Origin of the sequence: Streptococcus fermentans (assembly GCF_040888305.1) — a bacterium.
Taxonomy (GTDB): domain Bacteria; phylum Bacillota; class Bacilli; order Lactobacillales; family Streptococcaceae; genus Streptococcus; species Streptococcus fermentans.
The window spans coordinates 33,705-54,677 of sequence record NZ_JBFNFG010000007.1; the positions used below are offsets into that span (position 1 = coordinate 33,705).

14 protein-coding genes are annotated in these 20,973 nt (G+C 40.7%); 8 read left to right on the forward strand and 6 right to left on the reverse strand.

Annotated elements, in window-relative coordinates; translation table 11 throughout:
* Position 1 precedes the first annotated feature (1 nt).
* Complete coding sequence (locus tag AB2B50_RS07265; RefSeq protein WP_153225419.1) at positions 2 to 700, forward strand: GntR family transcriptional regulator; 699 nt, start codon at positions 2 to 4, stop codon at positions 698 to 700.
* 238 nt (positions 701 to 938) lie between these two features.
* Positions 939 to 2,129 (forward strand): methionine adenosyltransferase, encoded by a 1,191-nt coding sequence (gene metK / locus AB2B50_RS07270; RefSeq protein WP_000003967.1) that lies wholly within the window; start codon positions 939 to 941, stop codon positions 2,127 to 2,129.
* Positions 2,130 to 2,162: 33 nt separating this feature from the next.
* On the opposite strand, the gene AB2B50_RS07275 is transcribed toward metK, so the two are convergent.
* The 5 genes from AB2B50_RS07275 to AB2B50_RS07295 all read right to left on the reverse strand — a co-directional run bounded on the left by AB2B50_RS07275 (position 2,163) and on the right by AB2B50_RS07295 (position 6,802).
* Complete coding sequence (locus AB2B50_RS07275) at positions 2,163 to 2,795, reverse strand: GNAT family N-acetyltransferase (RefSeq protein ID WP_320692859.1); 633 nt, start codon at positions 2,793 to 2,795, stop codon at positions 2,163 to 2,165.
* 226 nt (positions 2,796 to 3,021) lie between these two features.
* Entirely contained in the window at positions 3,022 to 3,321 is a 300-nt protein-coding gene (locus AB2B50_RS07280) for a DUF1827 family protein (RefSeq protein ID WP_000767183.1), read from the reverse strand.
* Between the two features lie 63 nt (positions 3,322 to 3,384).
* A complete protein-coding gene (locus AB2B50_RS07285) occupies positions 3,385 to 3,834 on the reverse strand; it encodes an NUDIX hydrolase (RefSeq protein ID WP_045762885.1) in 450 nt (149 codons plus the stop codon).
* Between the two features lie 88 nt (positions 3,835 to 3,922).
* Positions 3,923 to 6,175, reverse strand: coding sequence for an ATP-dependent Clp protease ATP-binding subunit (locus AB2B50_RS07290; protein ID WP_316108341.1), 2,253 nt, complete (start codon positions 6,173 to 6,175; stop codon positions 3,923 to 3,925).
* 396 nt (positions 6,176 to 6,571) lie between these two features.
* On the reverse strand, positions 6,572 to 6,802 hold the full coding sequence (locus AB2B50_RS07295) for a DUF1797 family protein (RefSeq protein WP_000443576.1): 231 nt from the start codon (positions 6,800 to 6,802) through the stop codon (positions 6,572 to 6,574).
* A 196-nt stretch (positions 6,803 to 6,998) separates the two neighbouring features.
* On the opposite strand from AB2B50_RS07295, the gene AB2B50_RS07300 reads away from it, so the two are divergent.
* From AB2B50_RS07300 to AB2B50_RS07320, 5 genes are all read left to right on the forward strand, one after another.
* The gene (locus AB2B50_RS07300) at positions 6,999 to 7,688 is read left to right on the forward strand and encodes an amino acid ABC transporter permease (protein WP_320692860.1); all 690 of its coding nucleotides are present in this window, start codon (positions 6,999 to 7,001) and stop codon (positions 7,686 to 7,688) included.
* The gene (locus tag AB2B50_RS07305) at positions 7,681 to 8,415 is read left to right on the forward strand and encodes an amino acid ABC transporter ATP-binding protein (protein ID WP_000140934.1); all 735 of its coding nucleotides are present in this window, start codon (positions 7,681 to 7,683) and stop codon (positions 8,413 to 8,415) included. Before AB2B50_RS07300 ends, AB2B50_RS07305 begins: the two co-directional genes overlap by 8 nt.
* A gap of 293 nt (positions 8,416 to 8,708) precedes the next feature.
* Positions 8,709 to 9,563, forward strand: coding sequence for a bifunctional methylenetetrahydrofolate dehydrogenase/methenyltetrahydrofolate cyclohydrolase (locus tag AB2B50_RS07310; RefSeq protein ID WP_320692861.1), 855 nt, complete (start codon positions 8,709 to 8,711; stop codon positions 9,561 to 9,563).
* Positions 9,564 to 9,801: 238 nt separating this feature from the next.
* On the forward strand, positions 9,802 to 17,199 hold the full coding sequence (locus tag AB2B50_RS07315; RefSeq protein ID WP_320692862.1) for an SIALI-17 repeat-containing surface protein: 7,398 nt from the start codon (positions 9,802 to 9,804) through the stop codon (positions 17,197 to 17,199).
* Between the two features lie 129 nt (positions 17,200 to 17,328).
* Positions 17,329 to 18,177, forward strand: a complete 849-nt coding sequence (locus tag AB2B50_RS07320) for an NAD(P)H-hydrate dehydratase (protein ID WP_320692863.1) — start codon at positions 17,329 to 17,331, stop codon at positions 18,175 to 18,177.
* Positions 18,178 to 18,200: 23 nt separating this feature from the next.
* On the opposite strand, the gene AB2B50_RS07325 is transcribed toward AB2B50_RS07320, so the two are convergent.
* Positions 18,201 to 18,386: a hypothetical protein gene (locus AB2B50_RS07325; protein ID WP_320692864.1), complete on the reverse strand. Its 186-nt coding sequence runs from the start codon at positions 18,384 to 18,386 to the stop codon at positions 18,201 to 18,203.
* A 118-nt stretch (positions 18,387 to 18,504) separates the two neighbouring features.
* On the opposite strand from AB2B50_RS07325, the gene AB2B50_RS07330 reads away from it, so the two are divergent.
* On the forward strand, positions 18,505 to 20,958 hold the full coding sequence (locus AB2B50_RS07330; protein ID WP_320692865.1) for a bifunctional DnaQ family exonuclease/ATP-dependent helicase: 2,454 nt from the start codon (positions 18,505 to 18,507) through the stop codon (positions 20,956 to 20,958).
* Positions 20,959 to 20,973 lie beyond the last annotated feature (15 nt).

Sequence of the window (20,973 nt, forward strand, 5' to 3'; positions counted from 1 at the left end):
CATGTTACCAGCTTATATGAAAATTCACGACCAAATCAAAAAAGGTATTGACGAGGGAAATTGGAAAATTGGAGAGAGACTCCCAAGCGAGCGAGACTTAGCTGAGGAATTTGAGGTTAGCCGTATGACCCTGCGTCAAGCCATCTCCCTTTTGGTCGAGGAAGGAGTTTTGGAGCGTCGTGTGGGTAGCGGGACCTTTGTTTCTAGTACTCGTGTTCAGGAAAAAATGCGTGGAACGACTAGTTTTACGGAAATTGTGAAGGCTCAGGGGAAAACACCATCGAGTCATCTGATTTCCTATCGTCGGACTATTCCTAATGAGCAAGAAGTTGAAAAATTAGGGATCAAGACCACTGAAAATATTATTCGAATGGAACGTGTTCGTTATGCAGATCAAGTTCCTGTGGTCTATGAAGTAGCATCTATTCCTGAGAAATTTATCAAGAATTTCAAGAAAGAAGAAGTAACCAAGCATTTCTTTCAAACCTTACAGAAACATGGTTATCGGATTGGGAAATCTCACCAGACTATTTATGCTCGCTTAGCCAAGGAAAAGATTGCTCATTATCTGGAAGTAGAAAAGGGGCATGCTATTTTAGGACTGACTCAGGTTTCTTACTTTGATGACGGTACAGCTTTTGAGTATGTAAAGAGCCAATACGTCGGAGAACGTTTTGAGTTTTATCTAGAAAATAATTAGTTTTTAAGAAATCTCTTGAAGTTGGAAATCCTATCCACTTTAAGAGTTTTTATTTGGTTAAGATTAGAAAACAGTTTCCGATTAAGAAAAATAGTAATCATACGAGTATTTTTTAAAGATTCGTGTTATAATAGTTAGGTTATATGGTCCCGATAAGGTGGTAGTGAAGGTCGTTTATCGATTCTCTACCAGTACTTTGTAACTCTATAACGAATATTTTTTAAGGGGGGACATTTTTATGTCAGAACGTAAATTATTCACGTCTGAATCTGTATCTGAGGGGCATCCAGATAAGATTGCAGACCAAATTTCAGATGCTATTTTGGATGCTATTTTAGAGCAAGATCCAGAAGCCCACGTTGCTGCTGAAACAGCTGTTTATACTGGTTCAGTTCATGTTTTTGGTGAAATTTCAACCAATGCCTATGTAGATATTAACCGTGTGGTACGTGATACGATTGCAGAGATTGGCTATACCAACACTGAGTATGGATTCTCAGCTGAAACAGTAGGAGTTCATCCATCATTGGTAGAGCAATCTCCTGATATCGCCCAAGGTGTTAATGAAGCCTTGGAAGTTCGTGGAAACGCAGATCAAGATCCACTTGATTTGATTGGAGCTGGAGACCAAGGTCTCATGTTTGGTTTTGCGGTTAATGAAACTGAAGAACTCATGCCACTTCCAATCTCACTCAGCCACAAGTTGGTTCGTCGTTTGGCAGAACTTCGTAAGTCTGGTGAAATTAGCTATCTTCGTCCAGATGCTAAATCACAAGTTACTGTTGAATATGATGAAAATGACCAGCCAGTACGCGTGGATACAGTCGTTATTTCAACTCAACACGATCCAGAAGTTAGCAATGAACAAATTCATGAAGATGTGATTAACAAGGTTATCAAAGAAGTGATTCCAGCTTCTTATCTTGACGATGAGACAAAATTCTTCATCAATCCAACAGGTCGTTTCGTTATCGGAGGACCTCAAGGAGACTCAGGTTTGACTGGTCGTAAGATCATCGTGGATACTTATGGTGGTTACTCACGTCACGGTGGTGGTGCCTTCTCTGGTAAGGATGCGACTAAGGTTGACCGTTCAGCTTCTTATGCAGCTCGCTACATTGCAAAAAACATCGTTGCTGCAGGTCTCGCTAAGAAAGCAGAAGTTCAATTGGCTTATGCCATTGGTGTAGCTCAACCTGTATCTGTTCGTATCGATACCTTTGGTACTGGAACCGTAGCTGAAAGCAAGCTTGAAAAAGCAGCACGTCAAATCTTTGACCTTCGTCCAGCAGGAATCATCCAAATGCTTGATCTCAAACGTCCAATCTACCGTCAAACAGCGGCTTATGGACACATGGGACGTACAGATATCGATCTTCCATGGGAACGCTTGGATAAGGTTGATGCCTTGAAAGAAGCAGTGAAATAAAGTAAAAAGGAGTTGATTTAAACTCCTTTTTAGTTATTTATTGATAGTCTTTAAAAAAGCCCAGTTTCCAATAGACTTAGTCCCGTACTCTAACTCCATAAAATCTAGCAATACATAATCATTCTTTTTATAAAACGGAACATTTTTTTCTGTACTGGTAATGAGCCCTAAGCGCTTGCAGCCCTTGGATTTGACATAAGGCTCAACTGCGTCTCTAAGAAAAGCACTGCCCACTCCTTGTCCTTTAACGGATGAATTGACTGCAAGAAGCATCAAATACCAGTCAAAGCTATTCGATTTTTTTAAATGTTCTTCGGAACGGTCTACTAGATCAAGATACTTCAGAAAATTTCGTGGGCTAATGTAGCGAAACAGTTTTATGACACCATTTAGCAAGTAAGATAGGATAGAAAAATCATTTTGTTGTAATAAGGCGACAGCTAGGATTTCTCCGTCTTGTTCAGCTACTAAACAGGTTTCTTCTTTGATATAGAGGCGAGTAAGGAGACTTTCTAATAGTTCTAAAAAAGCAAGATAGTTTTCAGGTTTCTTGAGATCATCTATGATTAGAGTTAAGAATGGATAGTCAAAGAAGCTATCGGCTATTACTTTTCCAATTTTTTGGTATTCGTCTAGCCTTGCTTTTCTGTATACTATTTTCTCCATTTATGAGCTCCTTTTTGAATGTTAGTAAATTATAATAGTAGAATTAATTGTTTTGATGATTAAGTACCGAGTTTTTACAAAAATAGTACCCAATTTAGTCAGTTGAAGGATTGTTAGAAAACTCTTTCTGTAACACTGAATCTGATTCTAGAATATCGGATTAGACAGACAAAGAACACTCTAAAAAGTTAGAATTTTTAGAGTGTTGTCCAAATATAGCTAAGTTTTATTTTGTTGGGATTGAGATTTCAATCAATTTTTCAGAGTAGAGGGTCTTGATATTAGCTTCATCGATATTTTGCTTTTCGATCTTGCGATTCAAGAAAAATTCTTGGATTTTTTCTATTTCTTGTTCGCGGATAGCACGATGTTTATTGGAAATGAGGATTTCATAATGAAGCGGTGCCTGAGTAAAGATAACATCAGTATTGCCTGCAGAGTAGACTTCTACGAGTGTAGCGTCGGTACTCTCCAGTTGGCTTTTAACAAGGTTTGAGTGAGAATTAGTAGTGTTGATGAGCTTCATAGGCTTTCCTCCTGTGTTTCTATTTCTATTATAGCACTTTTTGGAAAAATTGGAAAAGTTAATTTAAACTTGATGCTGTTTTTTCCAAGCTTCAATTGCCCATTTATGACTGCCACGTTTTAAGTTAGCAATGGCTTCATCGATTGGGAACCAAGCTAGGTGATTGAAGTCCTCCAAAGGTTTTTGGATTTCTTGATAAGAAGTAGCTTCGTAGAGATAGGCTGGATTGTAGTAGTAAGTATCACGATGGCTGGAATAGAAATACTCATCTGCTTGTCCATAATAAGTGCCAATCTCAGCTGTAAAACCTAATTCTTCAATCAGTTCTCGTTTGAGAGCTTCAAAATGATCTTCACCTGCTTCAATCTCGCCACCAGGCAAGAACCATGCACCATTTGGAGCTTGAACGAGGATAATCTTTTCATGTGCTGAGTCAGGAATGACTGCATAAACACCATATCTAGTTTTGTAGGTTACACCCTCTTTTTTTTCTCCAAAGGTTGGATTTGTCATAAATTTCTCCTTTATGTGTGCGCTTTCTTTCTATCATATTAAAGAATGCTCTTACTGTCAAGTAAGAACATTCTTTTAGTATGTGGAATTAGTCATTTGAGTCAACTGTTTCCAATTTATTTTTTGATTTAATCATGATTTTACCATTGCTAGTCATGACGGCTTTGAGGTTTTTCTCGCTTGGATTTTCAAGGTAATAGTCCGTGATTGCATCTTCGATATAGTCTTGGATGGTACGACGGAGCGGACGAGCTCCCATTTTTGGATCGTAACCAAGGTCTACAAGTTTTTCTTTAACCTTATCTGTTACATCTAAATGGATATTATTGCTTGAGAGACGTTGATTGACATCATCTAACATGAGGTCAACGATTTGAAGGAGGTTTTCCTTGCTGAGAGCCTTGAATTCGATAATACCATCAAAGCGGTTCATGAATTCTGGGCTAAAGAAGTTGCCTAATTCTCCAAGAACAGAGTTAGTACGGCCTTCTCTAGCAGCACCAAATCCAACACTAGCTTCTGCCTTACCTGTACCTGCATTTGAGGTCATGATAATGATGGCGTCTTTAAAGCTAACAGTACGACCTTGACCATCCGTTAAACGACCATCGTCCAAGACTTGAAGGAACATATGCATAACATCTGGATGGGCTTTTTCAACTTCATCCAAGAGGATCAGTGAGTAGGGGTTACGGCGGACTTTTTCAGTCAATTGACCTGCTTCATCATAACCTACGTATCCTGGAGGGGCACCAACGAGTTTAGCCACGCTGTGTTTTTCCATGTATTCACTCATGTCAAAGCGAATCATGCTGTCAGCAGAACCAAAGAGTTCGATAGCAAGCTGTTTAGAAAGTTCTGTTTTACCGACACCGGTAGGACCAACAAAAAGGAAGCTACCGATTGGACGGTTTGGAGTACCGAGTCCAACACGGTTACGACGGATAGCCTTAGCGATCTTATCAACTGCATCATCTTGACCAATAACATGAGCCTTGAGGTCATCTGCTAGGTTGATCAGTTGAGATTGTTCTTTTTCTTTCAAATCACCAACTGGAATATTAGTCTTTTGTTCGATGATGTGTTCAATCGTCTTTTCGCTGATGATTGGGGTATCCTGATCCGTTACCTTTGTTTTTTGCATTTCCTTGTATTTGGCAATCTGGTCACGGAAGTAGGCTGCTTTTTCAAAATCTTCATCGCGGGTTGCTTGTGCCTTGAGATTCTCTGCTTCGATTAAGCGTTGGTCAATGATCTTAGGATCTACAAAATTCAAGGTTAAGTTCATTTTTGAACCAGCTTCATCTAGAAGGTCAATGGCCTTGTCTGGCAAGAAACGATCTTGGATGTAGCGGTTAGAAAGGGTAGCGGCCGCTTCGATAGCCCCGTCAGTATAGTGAACATGATGGTAATCTTCGTATTTCTTTTGGATACCTTTCAGGATAATGATGGTTTCTTCAACAGTTGGTTCATCAACTTTGACAGGTTGCATACGACGTTCAAGGGCAGCATCTTTTTCGATGATGCGATATTCATTGAGGGTAGTAGCACCAACTAGTTGGAGTTCGCCACGAGCAAGAGCTGGTTTTAGGATATTTCCTGCATCCATATTCCCTTCTCCAGCAGAACCAGCACCGACAATTTCATGAATTTCGTCAATGAAGAGAATAACATCCTCGCGCTCACGAATTTCTTCCATGAGTTTTTGCATGCGTTCTTCAAACTGACCTCGGATACCTGTTCCTTGAACAAGGCTAACGACATCTAAGCGGATGACTTCTTTGCCTTGAAGCTTATGGGGAACATCACCGTCAACAATTTTCTGAGCTAAACCTTCGACAACAGCTGTCTTACCAACACCGGGCTCGCCGATGAGGACAGGGTTGTTTTTTGTTCTGCGGTTGAGGATTTCAATGACACGGATTATCTCTTCGTCACGGCCAATTACAGGGTCAATATTTCCGCGACGGGCAATCTCAGTAACATTGATACCATATTCATCCAAGAGTCCTTTTTCCTGGATTGGTGGTGGGGTTTGGGCAGGACCACGATTTTGGGAACCATAGCCACCATTTCCACCGTATCCACCCCCTGACTGAGTTGGGGGGATATTGTTGTTATTAGAAGAAGGTCTAAAGTTGTTGAGATCGTTAAAGAAGTCTCCAAAGGGATCAAAATCACGGTTGTTTAAATCTGTAATGCCCTTGAATAAGCTATTGTTAGGATCTGTTTTGATAATTTTGTAGCAATTTTGACAAAGGTCGATTTGCTTTTGTTGTCCATTGAGATTGGTATAAAGATGAATCGTTGAGTCATTGATTTTACAGTTTTGACAGAGCATACCGCCACCTCATTTCTTTCTTAGTCTTGACTAAATTTAAAAGGTCAAAAATAGTCAAACAAGTATATAATTTAATTATATCATGATTATTGGGCAATTCAAGTAAAAAGATTGGATACTAGCACTATAAATAGAAGAGCGCTAATCGTGAGAAAATCTTGATATCAAGAAAAAAATCCTATTTGTCATACAAAAAGGATTCTCGTTGGTGAAAGGCGGTGGGACAGAAATCGATAGACAAAGTCTCGATTTCGTAGTCCCAGCCCCGCGAAGATGATTAGGAGTTTTGGGAGTCTAAAAGACGAACGAAAAGTCCAATCAGCTACCGCGTCAAAGTTTGATTGCTAATAAAAAGTGAGGTCGGGATCTTTTTTCCCAACCTCTGTATATCTATTATTAGTATAGAAGTTCGTAAATTTCCATCGCAATCAAGTCGATGCTGTCAAAAGTATATGTTTCACGAGCTTCAACATCACGAAGTGTAAAGATTGGGCCATTTTCTTCATCATGGTTAAAAGCAACTTCAGCTACAACAACTCCCTCGCGCTCAAAGTTACGTTTTAAGTTACCACCATCTTTTGTCATTGCTTCTAGGCGGTTGATGATTCTAACCAAATGTGATTCCATTTTGATTCTCCTCCATTTCTTATCGTTACTATTTTACCATAAAGAGTATCCACTTGACTAGAAAAAACTAAGATTTCTCGCTATTTCTGTTTTCTTTGAAATTTTATTGAAAATAAAAGGAAAAAGATTGCATTTTTATTCAAAATATGTTATACTCATACAAGTTTTAAGTTAGAAATTAGAAAGTAGTGGATTTATGAATTTTTCTTTTTTACCTAAATATCTGCCATATTTTAATTATGGTGCTCTCGTAACGGTCTTGATTTCTGTTTTGGTTGTCTTTTTGGGAACAATTTTAGGGATAGTCTTGGCCTTTGCTCAACGTTCTAAAATGAAGCCCTTAGCTTGGCTTGCCAATGTTTATATTTGGATTTTCCGTGGAACACCTATGATGGTACAGATCATGATTGCTTTTGCTCTTATGCACATCAATGCTCCGACAATTCAGATTGGAGTTTTGGGAGTTGATTTTTCACGTTTGATTCCAGGGATTATCATTATCTCTATGAATAGTGGTGCCTATGTATCAGAAACAGTTCGTGCTGGTATCAATGCAGTACCTAAAGGGCAATTAGAGGCGGCTTACTCTCTAGGGATTCGTCCTAAAAATGCTATGCGCTATGTCATCTTGCCACAGGCTATCAAGAATATCTTGCCAGCCTTGGGGAATGAGTTTATTACCATTATCAAGGATAGTTCACTCTTGTCAGCAATCGGTGTCATGGAATTGTGGAATGGAGCTACTACGGTGTCAACAACCACCTACCTACCTTTAACTCCACTCTTATTTGCGGCCTTTTACTACTTGATTATGACCTCTATCTTGACACTAGCCTTGAAAGCTTTTGAAAATCGTATGGGACAAGGAGAGAAAAATAATGACTGAAACGCTTATAAAAATTGAAAATCTTCATAAAAACTTTGGGAAAAATGAAGTTTTAAAAGGAATTGATCTGGAGATTAAAAAGGGAGAAGTTGTGGTGATTATCGGACCGTCAGGTAGCGGGAAGTCAACCCTCCTTCGCTCCATGAATCTCCTCGAAGAAGCGACAAAAGGCAAGGTCATCTTTGAAGGAGTGGATATTACGGATAAGAAAAATGACCTCTTTGCCATGCGTGAAAAGATGGGAATGGTATTCCAACAGTTCAATCTCTTCCCCAATATGACAGTGAAGGAAAACATCACGCTTTCTCCTATCAAGACCAAAGGGGAAAGTAAAGAAGTTGCTGAGAAGAGAGCGCATGAGCTCTTGGAAAAGGTTGGTTTACCAGATAAGGCAGATGCTTATCCACAAAGTTTGTCTGGTGGACAGCAACAACGTATCGCTATCGCTCGTGGTCTTGCCATGGAACCAGATGTCCTACTCTTTGATGAACCGACTTCCGCCTTAGACCCAGAAATGGTAGGGGAAGTACTAGCAGTTATGCAAGAACTTGCTAAGTCAGGAATGACCATGGTCATCGTGACGCATGAGATGGGCTTTGCGCGTGAGGTGGCAGATCGTGTCATCTTTATGGCTGATGGCGTTGTTGTTGAAGACGGAACTCCAGAGCAAGTCTTTGAACAAACCCAAGAACAAAGAACCAAGGATTTCTTGAGTAAGGTTTTGTAAGAATATCGTAATTTAGAGAGAGTGGGACAGAAATCGGTAATTCGTTAGAATTCGATTTCTGTCCCACCTCCGTACAGTTGAGTAGGGCTATAAAAGCTGATGAAATCAGCGTAGTAGAGCCCACTCAACCACTGCGTCTTGCTCGACAATCCAAAGACAATTGAGAGGCTCGGACTTTTGTCCCAGCTTCTTTCTTATAGTTTCAGACTATAAGGTCTCTTAGGTAAGAAGTGTTAGAGGGACAAGTATATTTTTGATATAATAGAAGATATTTGTTAGAAAAGAGAAAACACATGACACAGATTATTGATGGGAAGGCCTTGGCGGCCAAGTTACAGGGACAATTGGCTGAAAAGACTGCGAAATTGAAAGAAGAGACAGGCTTGGTGCCTGGTTTGGTCGTTATTTTAGTCGGAGAAAATCCAGCCAGCCAAGTTTACGTTCGTAACAAGGAACGTTCAGCTATTGCAGCAGGATTCCAGAGTGAAGTTGTGCGAGTTCCTGAAACAATTACCCAAGAGGAATTATTGGATTTGATTGCCAAATACAATCAAGATCCAGCTTGGCATGGGATTTTGGTTCAATTGCCTTTACCAAAACACATCGATGAAGAGGCTGTTCTACTAGCCATTGATCCAGAAAAGGATGTGGATGGTTTTCATCCGCTCAACATGGGACGCCTTTGGTCTGGTCACCCAGTTATGATTCCTTCAACTCCTGCTGGTATTATGGAAATGTTTCATGAGTATGGGATTGACTTAGAAGGTAAAAATGCTGTCGTTATTGGTCGTTCCAATATTGTTGGGAAACCCATGGCCCAGTTACTGTTGGCTAAGAATGCAACTGTAACCTTGACCCACTCACGAACTCATAACCTTGCTAAGGTAGCTTCTAAAGCTGATATTCTTGTGGTAGCAATCGGTCGTACTAAATTTGTGACTGCTGACTTTGTCAAACCTGGGGCTGTTGTTATTGATGTGGGGATGAACCGAGATGAAAATGGCAAGCTCTGTGGAGATGTTGACTATGAGGCTGTTGCGCCAATCGCTAGTCATATCACACCTGTGCCTGGTGGAGTTGGGCCTATGACCATTACTATGCTAATGGAGCAAACTTATCAAGCTGCATTGCGTAGTTTGGATAGATAGAACAAGCATTTATTCTAGATAGTGAAAAAACAAGTTCTAAAAAATGAACTTGTTTTTTTCTTGCACTTATTTTAATAAAATTACAGTAAAACTTCTACAAATTATTGAAAAAACTCTACTATTTTGATATATTAAAAGCATCAATATTTATATGGATAAAATAAGTAAGCGTCTAGAGGGAGGTTTATTTTTTGGAGCAAAATGTAATCGCTTACTAGAACATTGGAAAGGAACAATAATGGATAAGAGATTTTTTGAAAGACGGTGTCATTATAGTATTCGTAAATTTGCCATTGGTGCGGCTTCGGTTATGATTGGAGCTAGTATATTTGGTCTTCAGGTGGCGCAAGCTGCTGAAACCGAAACAGCAACTCCCAGTGAGGAAACAATTCATCAAGTTCAACCTTTAGATAAGCTTCCAGATGATCTTGCTGCGGCCATTGCAAAAGCTGAGCAAAATGGTGCACAAGATTCCACTACTGAAAAAGAAGGAAATGATGCGGTTGAAGCAGCAAAACCAGTAACTGAAGAAAAGATGACTGAGGCTACAAGTCCTAAGGAAGAAAAGGAAGTAGAAGTAGTTAGCCCTAAAAAAGACAAAGTTGAAAAAACTGAAAAACCTGCTACTGAAGTGGATGGGAAAGAGTCTACAGATTCAGAAGCAAGTTCTGACAAGCTAGCAGTTCGAGAAGAACATTCTGATACACCTAATCAGAATAAACCTGTAACGGACGATAAAAGCAAGGAAGAAAAAGCTTCGGCAAGTGAATTGCCTCAAGCCACAAAAGAGAAGGAAAAAGAAGACCAACTTTTACAGGAAAGAAAACAAAATTTCAACAAAGACTGGTATTTTAAATTAAACGCTCAGGGTGATTTTTCTAAGAAAGATGTGGATGTTCATGACTGGTCTAAGTTGAACCTTCCTCATGACTGGAGTATCTATTTTGATTTTGATCACAAGTCTCCTGCTCGAAATGAGGGTGGTCAATTAAATGGTGGGACTGCCTGGTATCGTAAGACCTTTACTGTAGACGAAGCTGCCAAGGACAAGGATGTTCGTATTAATTTTGATGGAGTTTACATGGACTCTAAGGTTTATGTAAATGGCAAATTTGTCGGTCATTATCCAAGTGGTTATAATCATTTTTCATATGACATCACTGAATTTTTAAATAAAGATGGTAGTGAAAATACCATTGCGGTCCAAGTTACTAATAAGCAGCCAAGTAGTCGATGGTACTCAGGAAGTGGGATCTATCGTGATGTGACTCTGAGCTATCGTGACAAGGTACAGGTGGCTGAAAATGGAAATCATATCACAACTCCAAAATTAGCTGAACAAAAAGATGGCAATGTTGAAACACAAATTCAAAGCAAGATCAAAAATACTGCTAAGACTTTAGCCAAGGTATTTGTGGAGCAACAGATTTTTACTAAGGAAGGTAAGGCTGTCTCAGATTTGGTTCGTTCTGTAACTAAGAATCTATCAGGAAATGAGACAGCTGACTTTAAGCAAACGATTTTGGTTAATAAACCAACTCTCTGGACAACAAAAAGCTACCATCCTCAGCTCTATGTTCTAAAAACCAAGGTTTATAATGAAGGGCAGCTAGTTGATGTGACAGAAGATACTTTTGGTTATCGTTATTTCAACTGGACAGCTAAAGAAGGCTTCTCACTGAACGGTGAGAGAATGAAATTCCACGGAGTTAGTATTCACCATGATAATGGAGCCTTGGGGGCAGAAGAAAACTATAAGGCAACCTACCGAAAATTAAAACTCCTAAAAGATATGGGAGTTAACTCTATCCGTACAACCCACAATCCAGCAAGTCCACAGTTGTTAGATGCTGCGGCAAGTCTAGGACTTTTGGTCCAAGAAGAAGCCTTTGATACTTGGTATCGTGGCAAGAAAACGTATGACTATGGACGTTTCTTTGACCAAGATGCAACTCACCCAGAAGCCAAGAAGGGTGAAAAATGGTCTGATTTTGACCTCAGAACCATGGTCGAACGTGATAAAAATAATCCTTCAATCATCATGTGGTCACTCGGTAATGAGGTAGATGAGGCTGATGGTGGTGCTCGTTCACTAGAAATAGCCAAGCGTTTGAAAGCTGTCATCAAAGCTATCGATACAGAACGCTATGTGACCATGGGTGAAAACAAATTCAGTAGTAGATCAAGCGGCTTGTTCTTAGAATTAGCAGCAATCATGGATGCTGTTGGTATGAACTATGGGGAACGGAATTATGATGCGGTTCGTAAGGAACATCCAGATTGGTTGATTTATGGTTCTGAAACTTCTTCAGCAACTCGAACTCGTGATTCTTATTTTGATCCTGCTCATTTACTCTGGCACGACAATCGTCCAAATCGTCATTATGAACAGTCAGACTATGGTAATGATCGTGTAGCTTGGGGTAGAACAGCTACTGAATCTTGGACATTTGACCGTGATCGTGCTGGCTATGCAGGTCAGTTCATCTGGACTGGTTTCGACTATATCGGTGAACCTACACCATGGCATAACCAAGATAATACACCAGTAAAAAGCTCTTATTTTGGTATCATTGATACGGCAGGCTTGCCTAAGAATGATTTCTATCTCTATCGTAGTGAATGGTATAGTGCCGAAGAAAAACCAACTGTTCGTATCATGCCTCACTGGAATTGGACTGAAGAAACGCTCAAGGAACGTAATATGCTGGTCAATGGCAAGGTGCCTGTACGGACCTTCTCAAATGCCGCCAGCGTAGAATTGTTCTTGAACAATGAGTCCCTCGGAAAGAAGGAATTTGTTAAGAAAACAACTGAAGATGGTCGCCCTTATCACGAGGGAGCTAAACCAAGTGAATTGTATCTTGAGTGGTTGGTGGACTATAAACCAGGTACCTTAACAGCAATTGCTCGCGATGAAAATGGTAAAGAGATTGCGCGTGATAGTGTGACAACAGCAGGGGAGCCAGCTAGAGTTCGTCTCACCAAGGAAGAACATGTTATCACTGCAGATGGCAAAGATTTGTCTTATATCCATTATGAAATCGTTGATGAAGACGGTAATGTTGTGCCAACTGCTAATAATCTTGTTCATTTCAATCTTCATGGGCAAGGGCAAATCGTTGGTGTGGACAATGGGGAACAAGCTAGCCGTGAACGTTATAAGGCTCAGAAAGATGGTACATGGCAAAGAAAAGCCTTCAATGGTAAAGGTGTTGTCATCGTTAAATCGACTGAAAAAGAAGGTAAATTTACCCTTTATGCGGATTCTGCAGGCTTGGCTTCAGATCAGGCAACAGTCACAACCGTTTCAGGCAAGAAAGAAAATCGCCATTTTGTCGCTTTTGCCCCTGTGAAGGCAAGAACTGATGTCAGCGAAAATCCTAAATTGCCAGAGACTGTGACAGCTATTTATAGCGATGGTAGTGTCGAAGAAAAAGCTGTGACTTGGGACATCCCAGAAGATCTCCTTTCAAGTGCTGGTGAGAAAAAAGTCCTTGGTAGTGTGGAAGGACTCGAATCCAAGGCTGAAGCCCTTGTCAAAGTAGTTGCGCTTGATAAGTGGTTGCCAAAAGTAGCAACTGTCCCAGTTGGTACAGCTGTTGAAAATTTGGACAAGACTGTTACGGCTGTTTTATCAGATGGTAACTTGGTTGATGCGGATGTCGTTTCTTGGACCTTGAAAGATCCTTCTGCCTTGACAAGAGAAGGTGGACGTACTGAAGCAACTGGTAAATTGGAAGGCAATGACTACGAGGTTACGGCAACCTTTATCGCGAGTGATAAGGAAACAGAAAGTACTGTTACAGGTCTCACGGTTGGTGACAAGTCTCTTGAAAACTTTGAGCCTGGAAAGACCTACTACCGAGTATCCCTTCCTTATACTGCTAAAATCCCAAGTGTTGGAGCACAAACTACTGGCTACCAAGTAACTGTTCAACAAGCTTCAGTAGCTAATGATTATCAGGCTTCTGTATTTTTGAGTGACCGGAAGGGCGATTTGGTTCAAACTTATTTGATTCAGTTTGTGAAAGAAGCGCCTGCCTTGACACGCTTGGAAGTAAGCGTTGAAGGAAAAGAGACTGCAACAGAAGACCAAGTCCTCCCTTATCATGTCATTGGGCACTACGAAGATGGTACACAAACTGAATTTTCAGCGTCAGATATCCATTTGGAAGTTAAGTCAGCTGATGGTGCTCATCTTGAGGTGAATGGTCAGAACTTGCTTCTTTACAAGAAAGGTAGTGTAACCCTCACTCCTCGTATTGACAATCAAACTGATAAGACTCAGTCTGTAGCAACTGAACTTGTGATAAAAGAAAATACAGTAGACAAGAAAATTGTCAAGTTACATCCTGTTTCTATCTCTACAGATATCAATCAGCAACCGAATTTGCCTGATCAAATCGGAGCAGAATTTGATAAGGGCTTGCCTCGTAAGGTAGCTGTAACTTGGGACAAGGTAGATGCCAAAGAACTTGGTTACTATCATAGCTTTACCCTTAAAGGTCATGTCGAAGGTACAGATATTGAAGCTTTAGCAAATGTAACTGTTGAAGGTTTGCAGGTTGCAGAAGAAATCAGTTTAACACTACCTAAGGGTGAAACTGTTCAATTGCCAGCTAACGTACGTGCTTACCATTCTAATGGAACAACTGTCTATAAAGATGTCCTTTGGGACAAGGTTCCTGAGAACTTTAGTCAGACTGAAGGCATCTATGAAATCAAGGGTCAATTAGTGGGTAGCCATTTGACTACCAAGGCCCATGTCCGTGTTTCTAGTCAAGTTGTTGCTGGAAATAATATCTCTAAACAGTGGACTGGTTCTCAATTGCCAGCTGCTATTGTATCCAATACGGGTGGGGATGATTCGGCTAATACTTTGAACGACTTGACAGTTTCAAGAGCCAATACAGATGTTAAGAATCGATGGACTACATGGCAAACAGGTACAGATAATGATTGGGCGTCTATCTTGTTTGGTAATTCAGGAGATTTGACCAAACGATTTGTCGATAATCTTTCCGTTGATTTCTATACAGACGGAGCTATCGGACTTCCAAAAGAATATGTCATTGAATATTATGTTGGTCAAGAAGTTCCAGATCTTCCAAACGATGTCAATCATGCTCAAGGAGATACCAAGCATCCATTCAACAATGCTGCCAACTGGAAGGCTGTAGAAAATCTTCACGCTCCTGGACAATTATCTGCAGGTCAAACAAACCACTTTACATTTGATAAGGTTGAAACTTATGCTGTTCGTATGCGTATGAAGAAGGCAGATGGAAAGGCTGGTGTTGGTTTAACAGAAATCACTATCTTAGGAAGTAAGGTTCCAAGTGCTACCAGCTCAGAAATTTCTATCCAAGTAGATGGCAAGAAGCTCGAACATTTCAATCCATCTAAGACAGAGTATTATATTCCTCAAGCAAGTAAGGAAATCACTGCCACAGCCAGCAACAACGGTTTGGTAACGGTTGTTCCTGCAACAAGTGAAAAAGGTGCGACACGTCTTATCTTGAAAGCTGAGGATGGAACTGTTCTGAAAGAATATCGTATCTTCCGTGATGATGAAAAAGAGTCAACACAACCAGTAGCTGCGGAAAATAGTGCCCAGACCTTGAATGTTGGCGATCAACTTCAATTGCCTGCCGAGGTAACAGTCTACTATCCATCACAGACTGGCTGGGTTAAAGCTAATCTTGCTGTCCAATGGGATGCAGTCCCAGAACATGCGACTGCCCAAGAAGGTAACTTTGAAGTGCTTGGTCATGTTCTAGGAACAGACTTAACAACCAAGATGCAAGTAACAGTTGTTACAAAAGGTAATCAAGTTATCTCAGAAAATGCAAGCAATAATGCGACAGATTCTAAAGCCTTTGCATCTACTACAAATGATACACAAGCAGCTTCTCGGGATAAGATTTTCTATATCAACGATGGTCACTTTAACGAAGATGGACGTTGGACTAACTGGTCTCGTACTCCGAAAGACCAAGAAACATCTGTGGGAATTCTCTTTAAGAAGAATGGTCAGATTACACCTCAGTCTGTTGGAAAAGTAGCTATTCAGTTCTTTAAGGACAGTGGAACAGACGCACCAGCGACAATGGTATTAGAAAGATATGTTGGGCCTGCCTATACAGAACCTAGCACTATTTCTCGCTATGAAGAGAATACGGATCATCCATTTAACAAGGCAGAAAACTGGCAAGAAATTCCTTATAAAACATCTGGAGAAATCGTGGCTGGTAAACCAATCGAATTTACCTTTGATCCAATTCAGACAACAGCTATTCGAGCACGCATGACTCGTAAATCTACAACTAATGGTCTAGCAATGGTCGAATTTAGTGCTTACTCTCCTGCTAAAGCAAACGATGTGGAAACTCCTTCAGTGACTATTTCGGTTGCTGGAAAAGCATTGGAAAACTTTGATCCTGCGGTTTCAGATTATACAGTAAGCTTAAATGGCACTAAACCACAGGTGACTGCTCAAGCAAGTGGTCACGGTGTGACAACGGTTGTTGAGTCTAGTCAGGATAACCTTCCTAGCCTTGTTCGTCTTCTTGCTAAGGATGGTAGTCTTGTCAAGGAATATCGTATTCACTTCAAGCCTAGTCACCGTATAGTTCCAGAAGAAGGCGACCAAAGTCCTGTTCTCGAACGACCAAGTTTAGAAGTTGTCAAGACCGAAATTCCATTTAAGGAAATTATTCGTGAAAACAATGACTTAGCTCAAGATGAACGTCGTGTAATCTCAGAAGGTAAGAAGGGTGAAAGAGTTGATTATGTTGAGGTTCTAGGATCTAACCGTACCACTGTTCATACAGATACGACAGAGGCGCAAGATCGAGTTGTTGAAGTCAAGGTCAAACCAGCCATTACTACAAGTAAGGGTGATGAGCCAGCACCAGTAGTAGAAGTCCCAGAATTCAAGGGTGGTGTCAATGCAGTAGAGGCAGCTAAGAATGAAGTCCCAGAATTTACAGGTGGCGTCAATGCGCTAGAAGCCGCTAAGAATGAATTACCAGAATACACAGGAACAGTGGCTACAGCTGGAAATGAGCCTGCACCAAGTCTTGTTAAACCAGCCGAAGAGGTTCGAATTTTGACTGATAAGGAAACTGGAGTTCTGGTAGCAGGGCTAACTACAGAGTTATCTAAAGACCTCAAGCTTCAAGTTCAAAAGGTTCTACGTCAAGAATTAGCTGGTAAACACTATGATGCTTATCAAGTGAAATTACTAGATAAGGATAACCAAGAAGTTGAACTCAAGGGTGCTGTCCTAGTGAGATTACCAGTCAAGGGTCAGGTTCAAGGAGTTTATCACATGAGCTTAGATCAAGGCTTGCAGGTTCAAAAGGTGACGCTAGTAGGTGATATGGTTGAATTTACAACCAAAGATCTAGGACTTTATGCGATTGTCTATAAAGAACAAGACCATGAACCGGTAGAACAAGCTCATGGGCCAGCAGTTAATGGAGAGATTCTTGAAAATGCTTCAGAGAAAGTAGATTCAGCAAGACTTCCAGAAACAGGTGAAAGGCGATCTGATACAGCTGCCTTCCTAGCAAGTCTCAGTCTTGTTTTATCAGTGGCTCTACTAACTGTTAAACGTAAAGAAAAGTAAGGTTGAAAACTCGCAACTCTGAAAAAGCAAATCATTATAAAAGAAGGAGAAGATAGCATAGTCTTCTCCTTTATTAATTGGATAGTGAGGTGTATAATGAAAGTAAGAGAAAGCATGAAGGAGTAGTGTATGAAAGAGATTGATCAAGCTCTATTGAAAAAAGTTATCATCGAGCGTTCTCGTTCTAGTCATAAGGGAGACTACGGGCGTCTTCTCTTGATTGGAGGGACTTATCCCTATGGGGGAGCGATTATTATGGCTGCCTTAGGGGCTGTTAAAAGTGGCGCAGGATTGGTGACAGTAGCAACGGATAAAGAGAATATTCCAGCTCTGCATAGCCATCTGCCGGAGGCCATGGCTTTTGACCTTGATGATAAGCTATTACTGGAGCAACAGTTGCAGAAGGCTAGTATTGTCTTGCTTGGACCTGGACTAGTGGATGATGAGCGTGGAGAAGAGCTTCTCCAAACAGTTTTTCATCATTCAAATCAAGACCAGACTCTCATACTGGATGGTGGTGCCTTATCCATTTTTGCGAAGACGGGAATGAAATTTCCTAAAGCCCAGCTTGTTTTAACTCCTCACCAGAGGGAATGGCAAGTCTTGTCAGGCTTAGATTTGGATTCCCAAGGAAGCAAGGAAACAGGAGAGGCTTTGAAGAGCTTTCCTTCAGGAACGATTTTAGTCCAAAAAGGTCCAGCTACTCGAATCTGGCAAGCTGGACAAGTTGATTGTTATCAGCTAGGTGTTGGCGGTCCCTATCAGGCGACTGGCGGCATGGGGGATACTCTGGCTGGGATGATCGCTGGCTTTGCAGGTCAATTCCCACAAGCAAGTCTCTATGAAAGAGTGACAGTAGCGACATATCTACATTCAGCAATTGCTCAAGAACTAGCTGAGGACAATTATGTCGTCATGCCAACTACGATTAGTCAACATATCCCAGCCTTCATGAAGAGGATACAAAAAGACACCTGAGGTTTTCAGGTGCCTTTTAAGGATTAGGAGAGGCCTTTGACCTTATCAACAAGATTACCGATTCCTTCTGAGCCTGAAACTAAAGCTTGTGCTTGGTTAAGATACTCACCGAGTTGGTCCTTATTTTCTTCGACAAAGGTTTTTGCGGCAGCCAAATCTTTTTTCTCGATTAGCTCTTTTACTTGATTAAACAAATCTAATGGGTTCATGATGTCCCTCCTTTTCTACATTTCTATTCAATCATTTTTTAGAAAAACTTACAAGAAACTTGACCCTTCCAATAAAGTTCATGGATGTCAAATTGTGTAAATTTTGATATAATTTTTAATGATGAATTTTAGAAATGATCGGTACGTGGTCGTGGATTTAGAGGCGACCAGTACCGGAAGCAAGGCAAAAATTATCCAAGTGGGAATCGTGGTCATTGAAAATGGCGAGATTGTTGACCAATTTGCAACGGATGTCAATCCCCACGAACCCTTGGATTCTCATATCAAAGAATTAACGGGCTTGACCGATCAGCGACTAGCAGAGGCACCGGAATTTTCTCAGGTGGCTGGAAAAATTTTTGACTTGGTCAAGGACGGTGTTTTTGTTGCGCACAATGTCCAGTTTGATGCCAATTTGTTGGCGGAATTTCTCTTTTTTGAGGGCTATGAATTGCGCACTCCTCGTATCGATACAGTCGAATTGGCTCAGGTATTTTATCCTCAACTTGAAAAATACAATCTGGGAATTCTCTGTCAGGAGTTGGGAATTTCACTAGAAAAAGCCCATACTGCCTTATCAGATGCCCAAGCAACAGCAGAGCTCTTTCTTTGTATGAGACAAAAGATGTTTGGACTGCCAAAAGGATTGTTGGAGCGCTTATTGAGTTTATCAGACAGCTTACTCTATGAATCTTACCTAGTCATCGAGGAAGTTTATCAGAAACAGTCTCTCCTTGTTGAGCATGATTTGGTAGAAGTGCAAGGCTTATTCTTAAGAAAAGAGAAGCCAGTCCTTTCTCCACGTAAACTATCTAAAGATTTCCAAACCAATATTGCCTTGTTGGATTTGGAAGATAGAGCCCCACAAGCTAGTTTTTCTCAAAAGGTTCAAGATTTTCTACAGAATGAGAAAATTGCTTTTGTGCAAGCTCAGACTGGAATTGGGAAAACCTACGGCTATTTGTTACCCGCTTTATCACTAGAAAACGAAAAAGGAATCCTTCTCAGTGTTCCTACTAAAGTTCTACAAAATCAAGTGATGCAAGAAGAGGCTCGTAGATTGGAAGAGGTCTTTCACCTTTCGATTCATAATCTTAAAGGACCACAGAATTATCTAAAACTAGATGCCTTTCATCATGCACTAGAGGAAGAAGAGTCCAATCGCTTGTACACACGTTTTAAGATGCAACTCCTAGTTTGGTTGACCGAAACAGAAACTGGAGATTTAGATGAGATTGGACAACTTTATCGCTACCAGCAGTTTTTACCAAACTTGGTACATGATGGGAATCTTCCCAAAGCTTCTCTCTTTTGGTTAGAGGATTTTTGGAGACGGGGGCAGAAAAAAGCTCGTTCTTGCCAGCTACTTGTGACAAATCATGCTTATCTCGTTACCCGACTTGAGGATGATCCCAGTCTACTAGAGGGCCGTCTCTTGATTTTGGATGAGGCCCAGAAGATCTTACTAACTTTGGAAAGTCTTTTACAAAAGAGTTTCGTTTTAAACGACATAGTAGACCAGCTAGATCAAGCTCTAGTTCGAGAAGAAGGGACGCTTCAGAGACGCTTGATGGAGAGTATTCGCTTTGAGCTTTGTCATTTGATGGACCAGTTCCTATCAGGCAAACGAAGAATGTGCCCTGCGACAACAATGGCACAACTCCAACAGGATTTTTCAGAGTTAGAAGTTCAAGTTTTCAAGGACTGTCAGCGATTTTTCTGCACTGATGGAGAATTTTGGCTATCAGCCTCAGACTTGTCTAGCAAGAAGGTTGTCATTTCTTCCAGTCGCAATCAACGTCTGCTCTTTTCGGAAATCTTTCCAGAGAGTTGTCAACTCTTAGCTGTCTCTGCAACTTTGGAAATTAGTAGCAGAGTATCTTTACCAGAACTAATGGGATTCCCGCATGCGGCCTTTGACAGACTGGATGAGAATTTTCAAGAAAATCAAGAAATTTTGGTTGTTAAGGATTTTCCATTGGTGACTGAAACCTCTCAAGAAGACTATGCTCATGCACTTGTAGAAGTGCTGGAAGATTTGTCTTATCTTGAAGAGCCCATGCTCGTTTTATTCACTTCAAAAGACCTTTTGTTGCAGGTATCAGATTCTTTATCTCTTTCTCATTTAGCCCAATATAAGAACGGGGATCCGGTTCAACTCAAGAAACGATTTGAAAGAGGAGACTCTCAACTCTTACTAGGGACAGGTAGTTTTTGGGAGGGAGTTGATTTTGCGACTCATCCTCGAGTGATTGAAGTGGTGACACGCCTGCCCTTCCAAAATCCAGAAGATCCTTTTACGAAAAAAATGAATCAGGAACTGCGTCTTGAAGGGAAAAATCCTTTCTACGACTATCAACTGCCAATGGCTATTATTCGCCTCAAACAAGCAATTGGTAGAACCATGCGTCGTCTAGGGCAACGCTCCTCTGTCCTTATCTTGGATAGCCGAATGACAAGCAAGCGATATGGAAAGCAGATTGGCAAGGCCTTGTCACAGACTAGTCGAGTGAGAGAAATTGGCAAAGAGCAAGTATTCTCAAAAGTTCAAGAATTTTTACACAAAAAATAAAATAAACATCTGAAA

Coding starts and splice junctions, on each gene's coding strand:
- AB2B50_RS07265 (WP_153225419.1), top strand. CDS start 2: ATGTTACCAGCTTATATGAAAATTCACGACCAAATCAAAAAAGGTATT.
- metK (WP_000003967.1), top strand. CDS start 939: ATGTCAGAACGTAAATTATTCACGTCTGAATCTGTATCTGAGGGGCAT.
- AB2B50_RS07275 (WP_320692859.1), bottom strand. CDS start 2,795: ATGGAGAAAATAGTATACAGAAAAGCAAGGCTAGACGAATACCAAAAA.
- AB2B50_RS07280 (WP_000767183.1), bottom strand. CDS start 3,321: ATGAAGCTCATCAACACTACTAATTCTCACTCAAACCTTGTTAAAAGC.
- AB2B50_RS07285 (WP_045762885.1), bottom strand. CDS start 3,834: ATGACAAATCCAACCTTTGGAGAAAAAAAAGAGGGTGTAACCTACAAA.
- AB2B50_RS07290 (WP_316108341.1), bottom strand. CDS start 6,175: ATGCTCTGTCAAAACTGTAAAATCAATGACTCAACGATTCATCTTTAT.
- AB2B50_RS07295 (WP_000443576.1), bottom strand. CDS start 6,802: ATGGAATCACATTTGGTTAGAATCATCAACCGCCTAGAAGCAATGACA.
- AB2B50_RS07300 (WP_320692860.1), top strand. CDS start 6,999: ATGAATTTTTCTTTTTTACCTAAATATCTGCCATATTTTAATTATGGT.
- AB2B50_RS07305 (WP_000140934.1), top strand. CDS start 7,681: ATGACTGAAACGCTTATAAAAATTGAAAATCTTCATAAAAACTTTGGG.
- AB2B50_RS07310 (WP_320692861.1), top strand. CDS start 8,709: ATGACACAGATTATTGATGGGAAGGCCTTGGCGGCCAAGTTACAGGGA.
- AB2B50_RS07315 (WP_320692862.1), top strand. CDS start 9,802: ATGGATAAGAGATTTTTTGAAAGACGGTGTCATTATAGTATTCGTAAA.
- AB2B50_RS07320 (WP_320692863.1), top strand. CDS start 17,329: ATGAAAGAGATTGATCAAGCTCTATTGAAAAAAGTTATCATCGAGCGT.
- AB2B50_RS07325 (WP_320692864.1), bottom strand. CDS start 18,386: ATGAACCCATTAGATTTGTTTAATCAAGTAAAAGAGCTAATCGAGAAA.
- AB2B50_RS07330 (WP_320692865.1), top strand. CDS start 18,505: ATGATGAATTTTAGAAATGATCGGTACGTGGTCGTGGATTTAGAGGCG.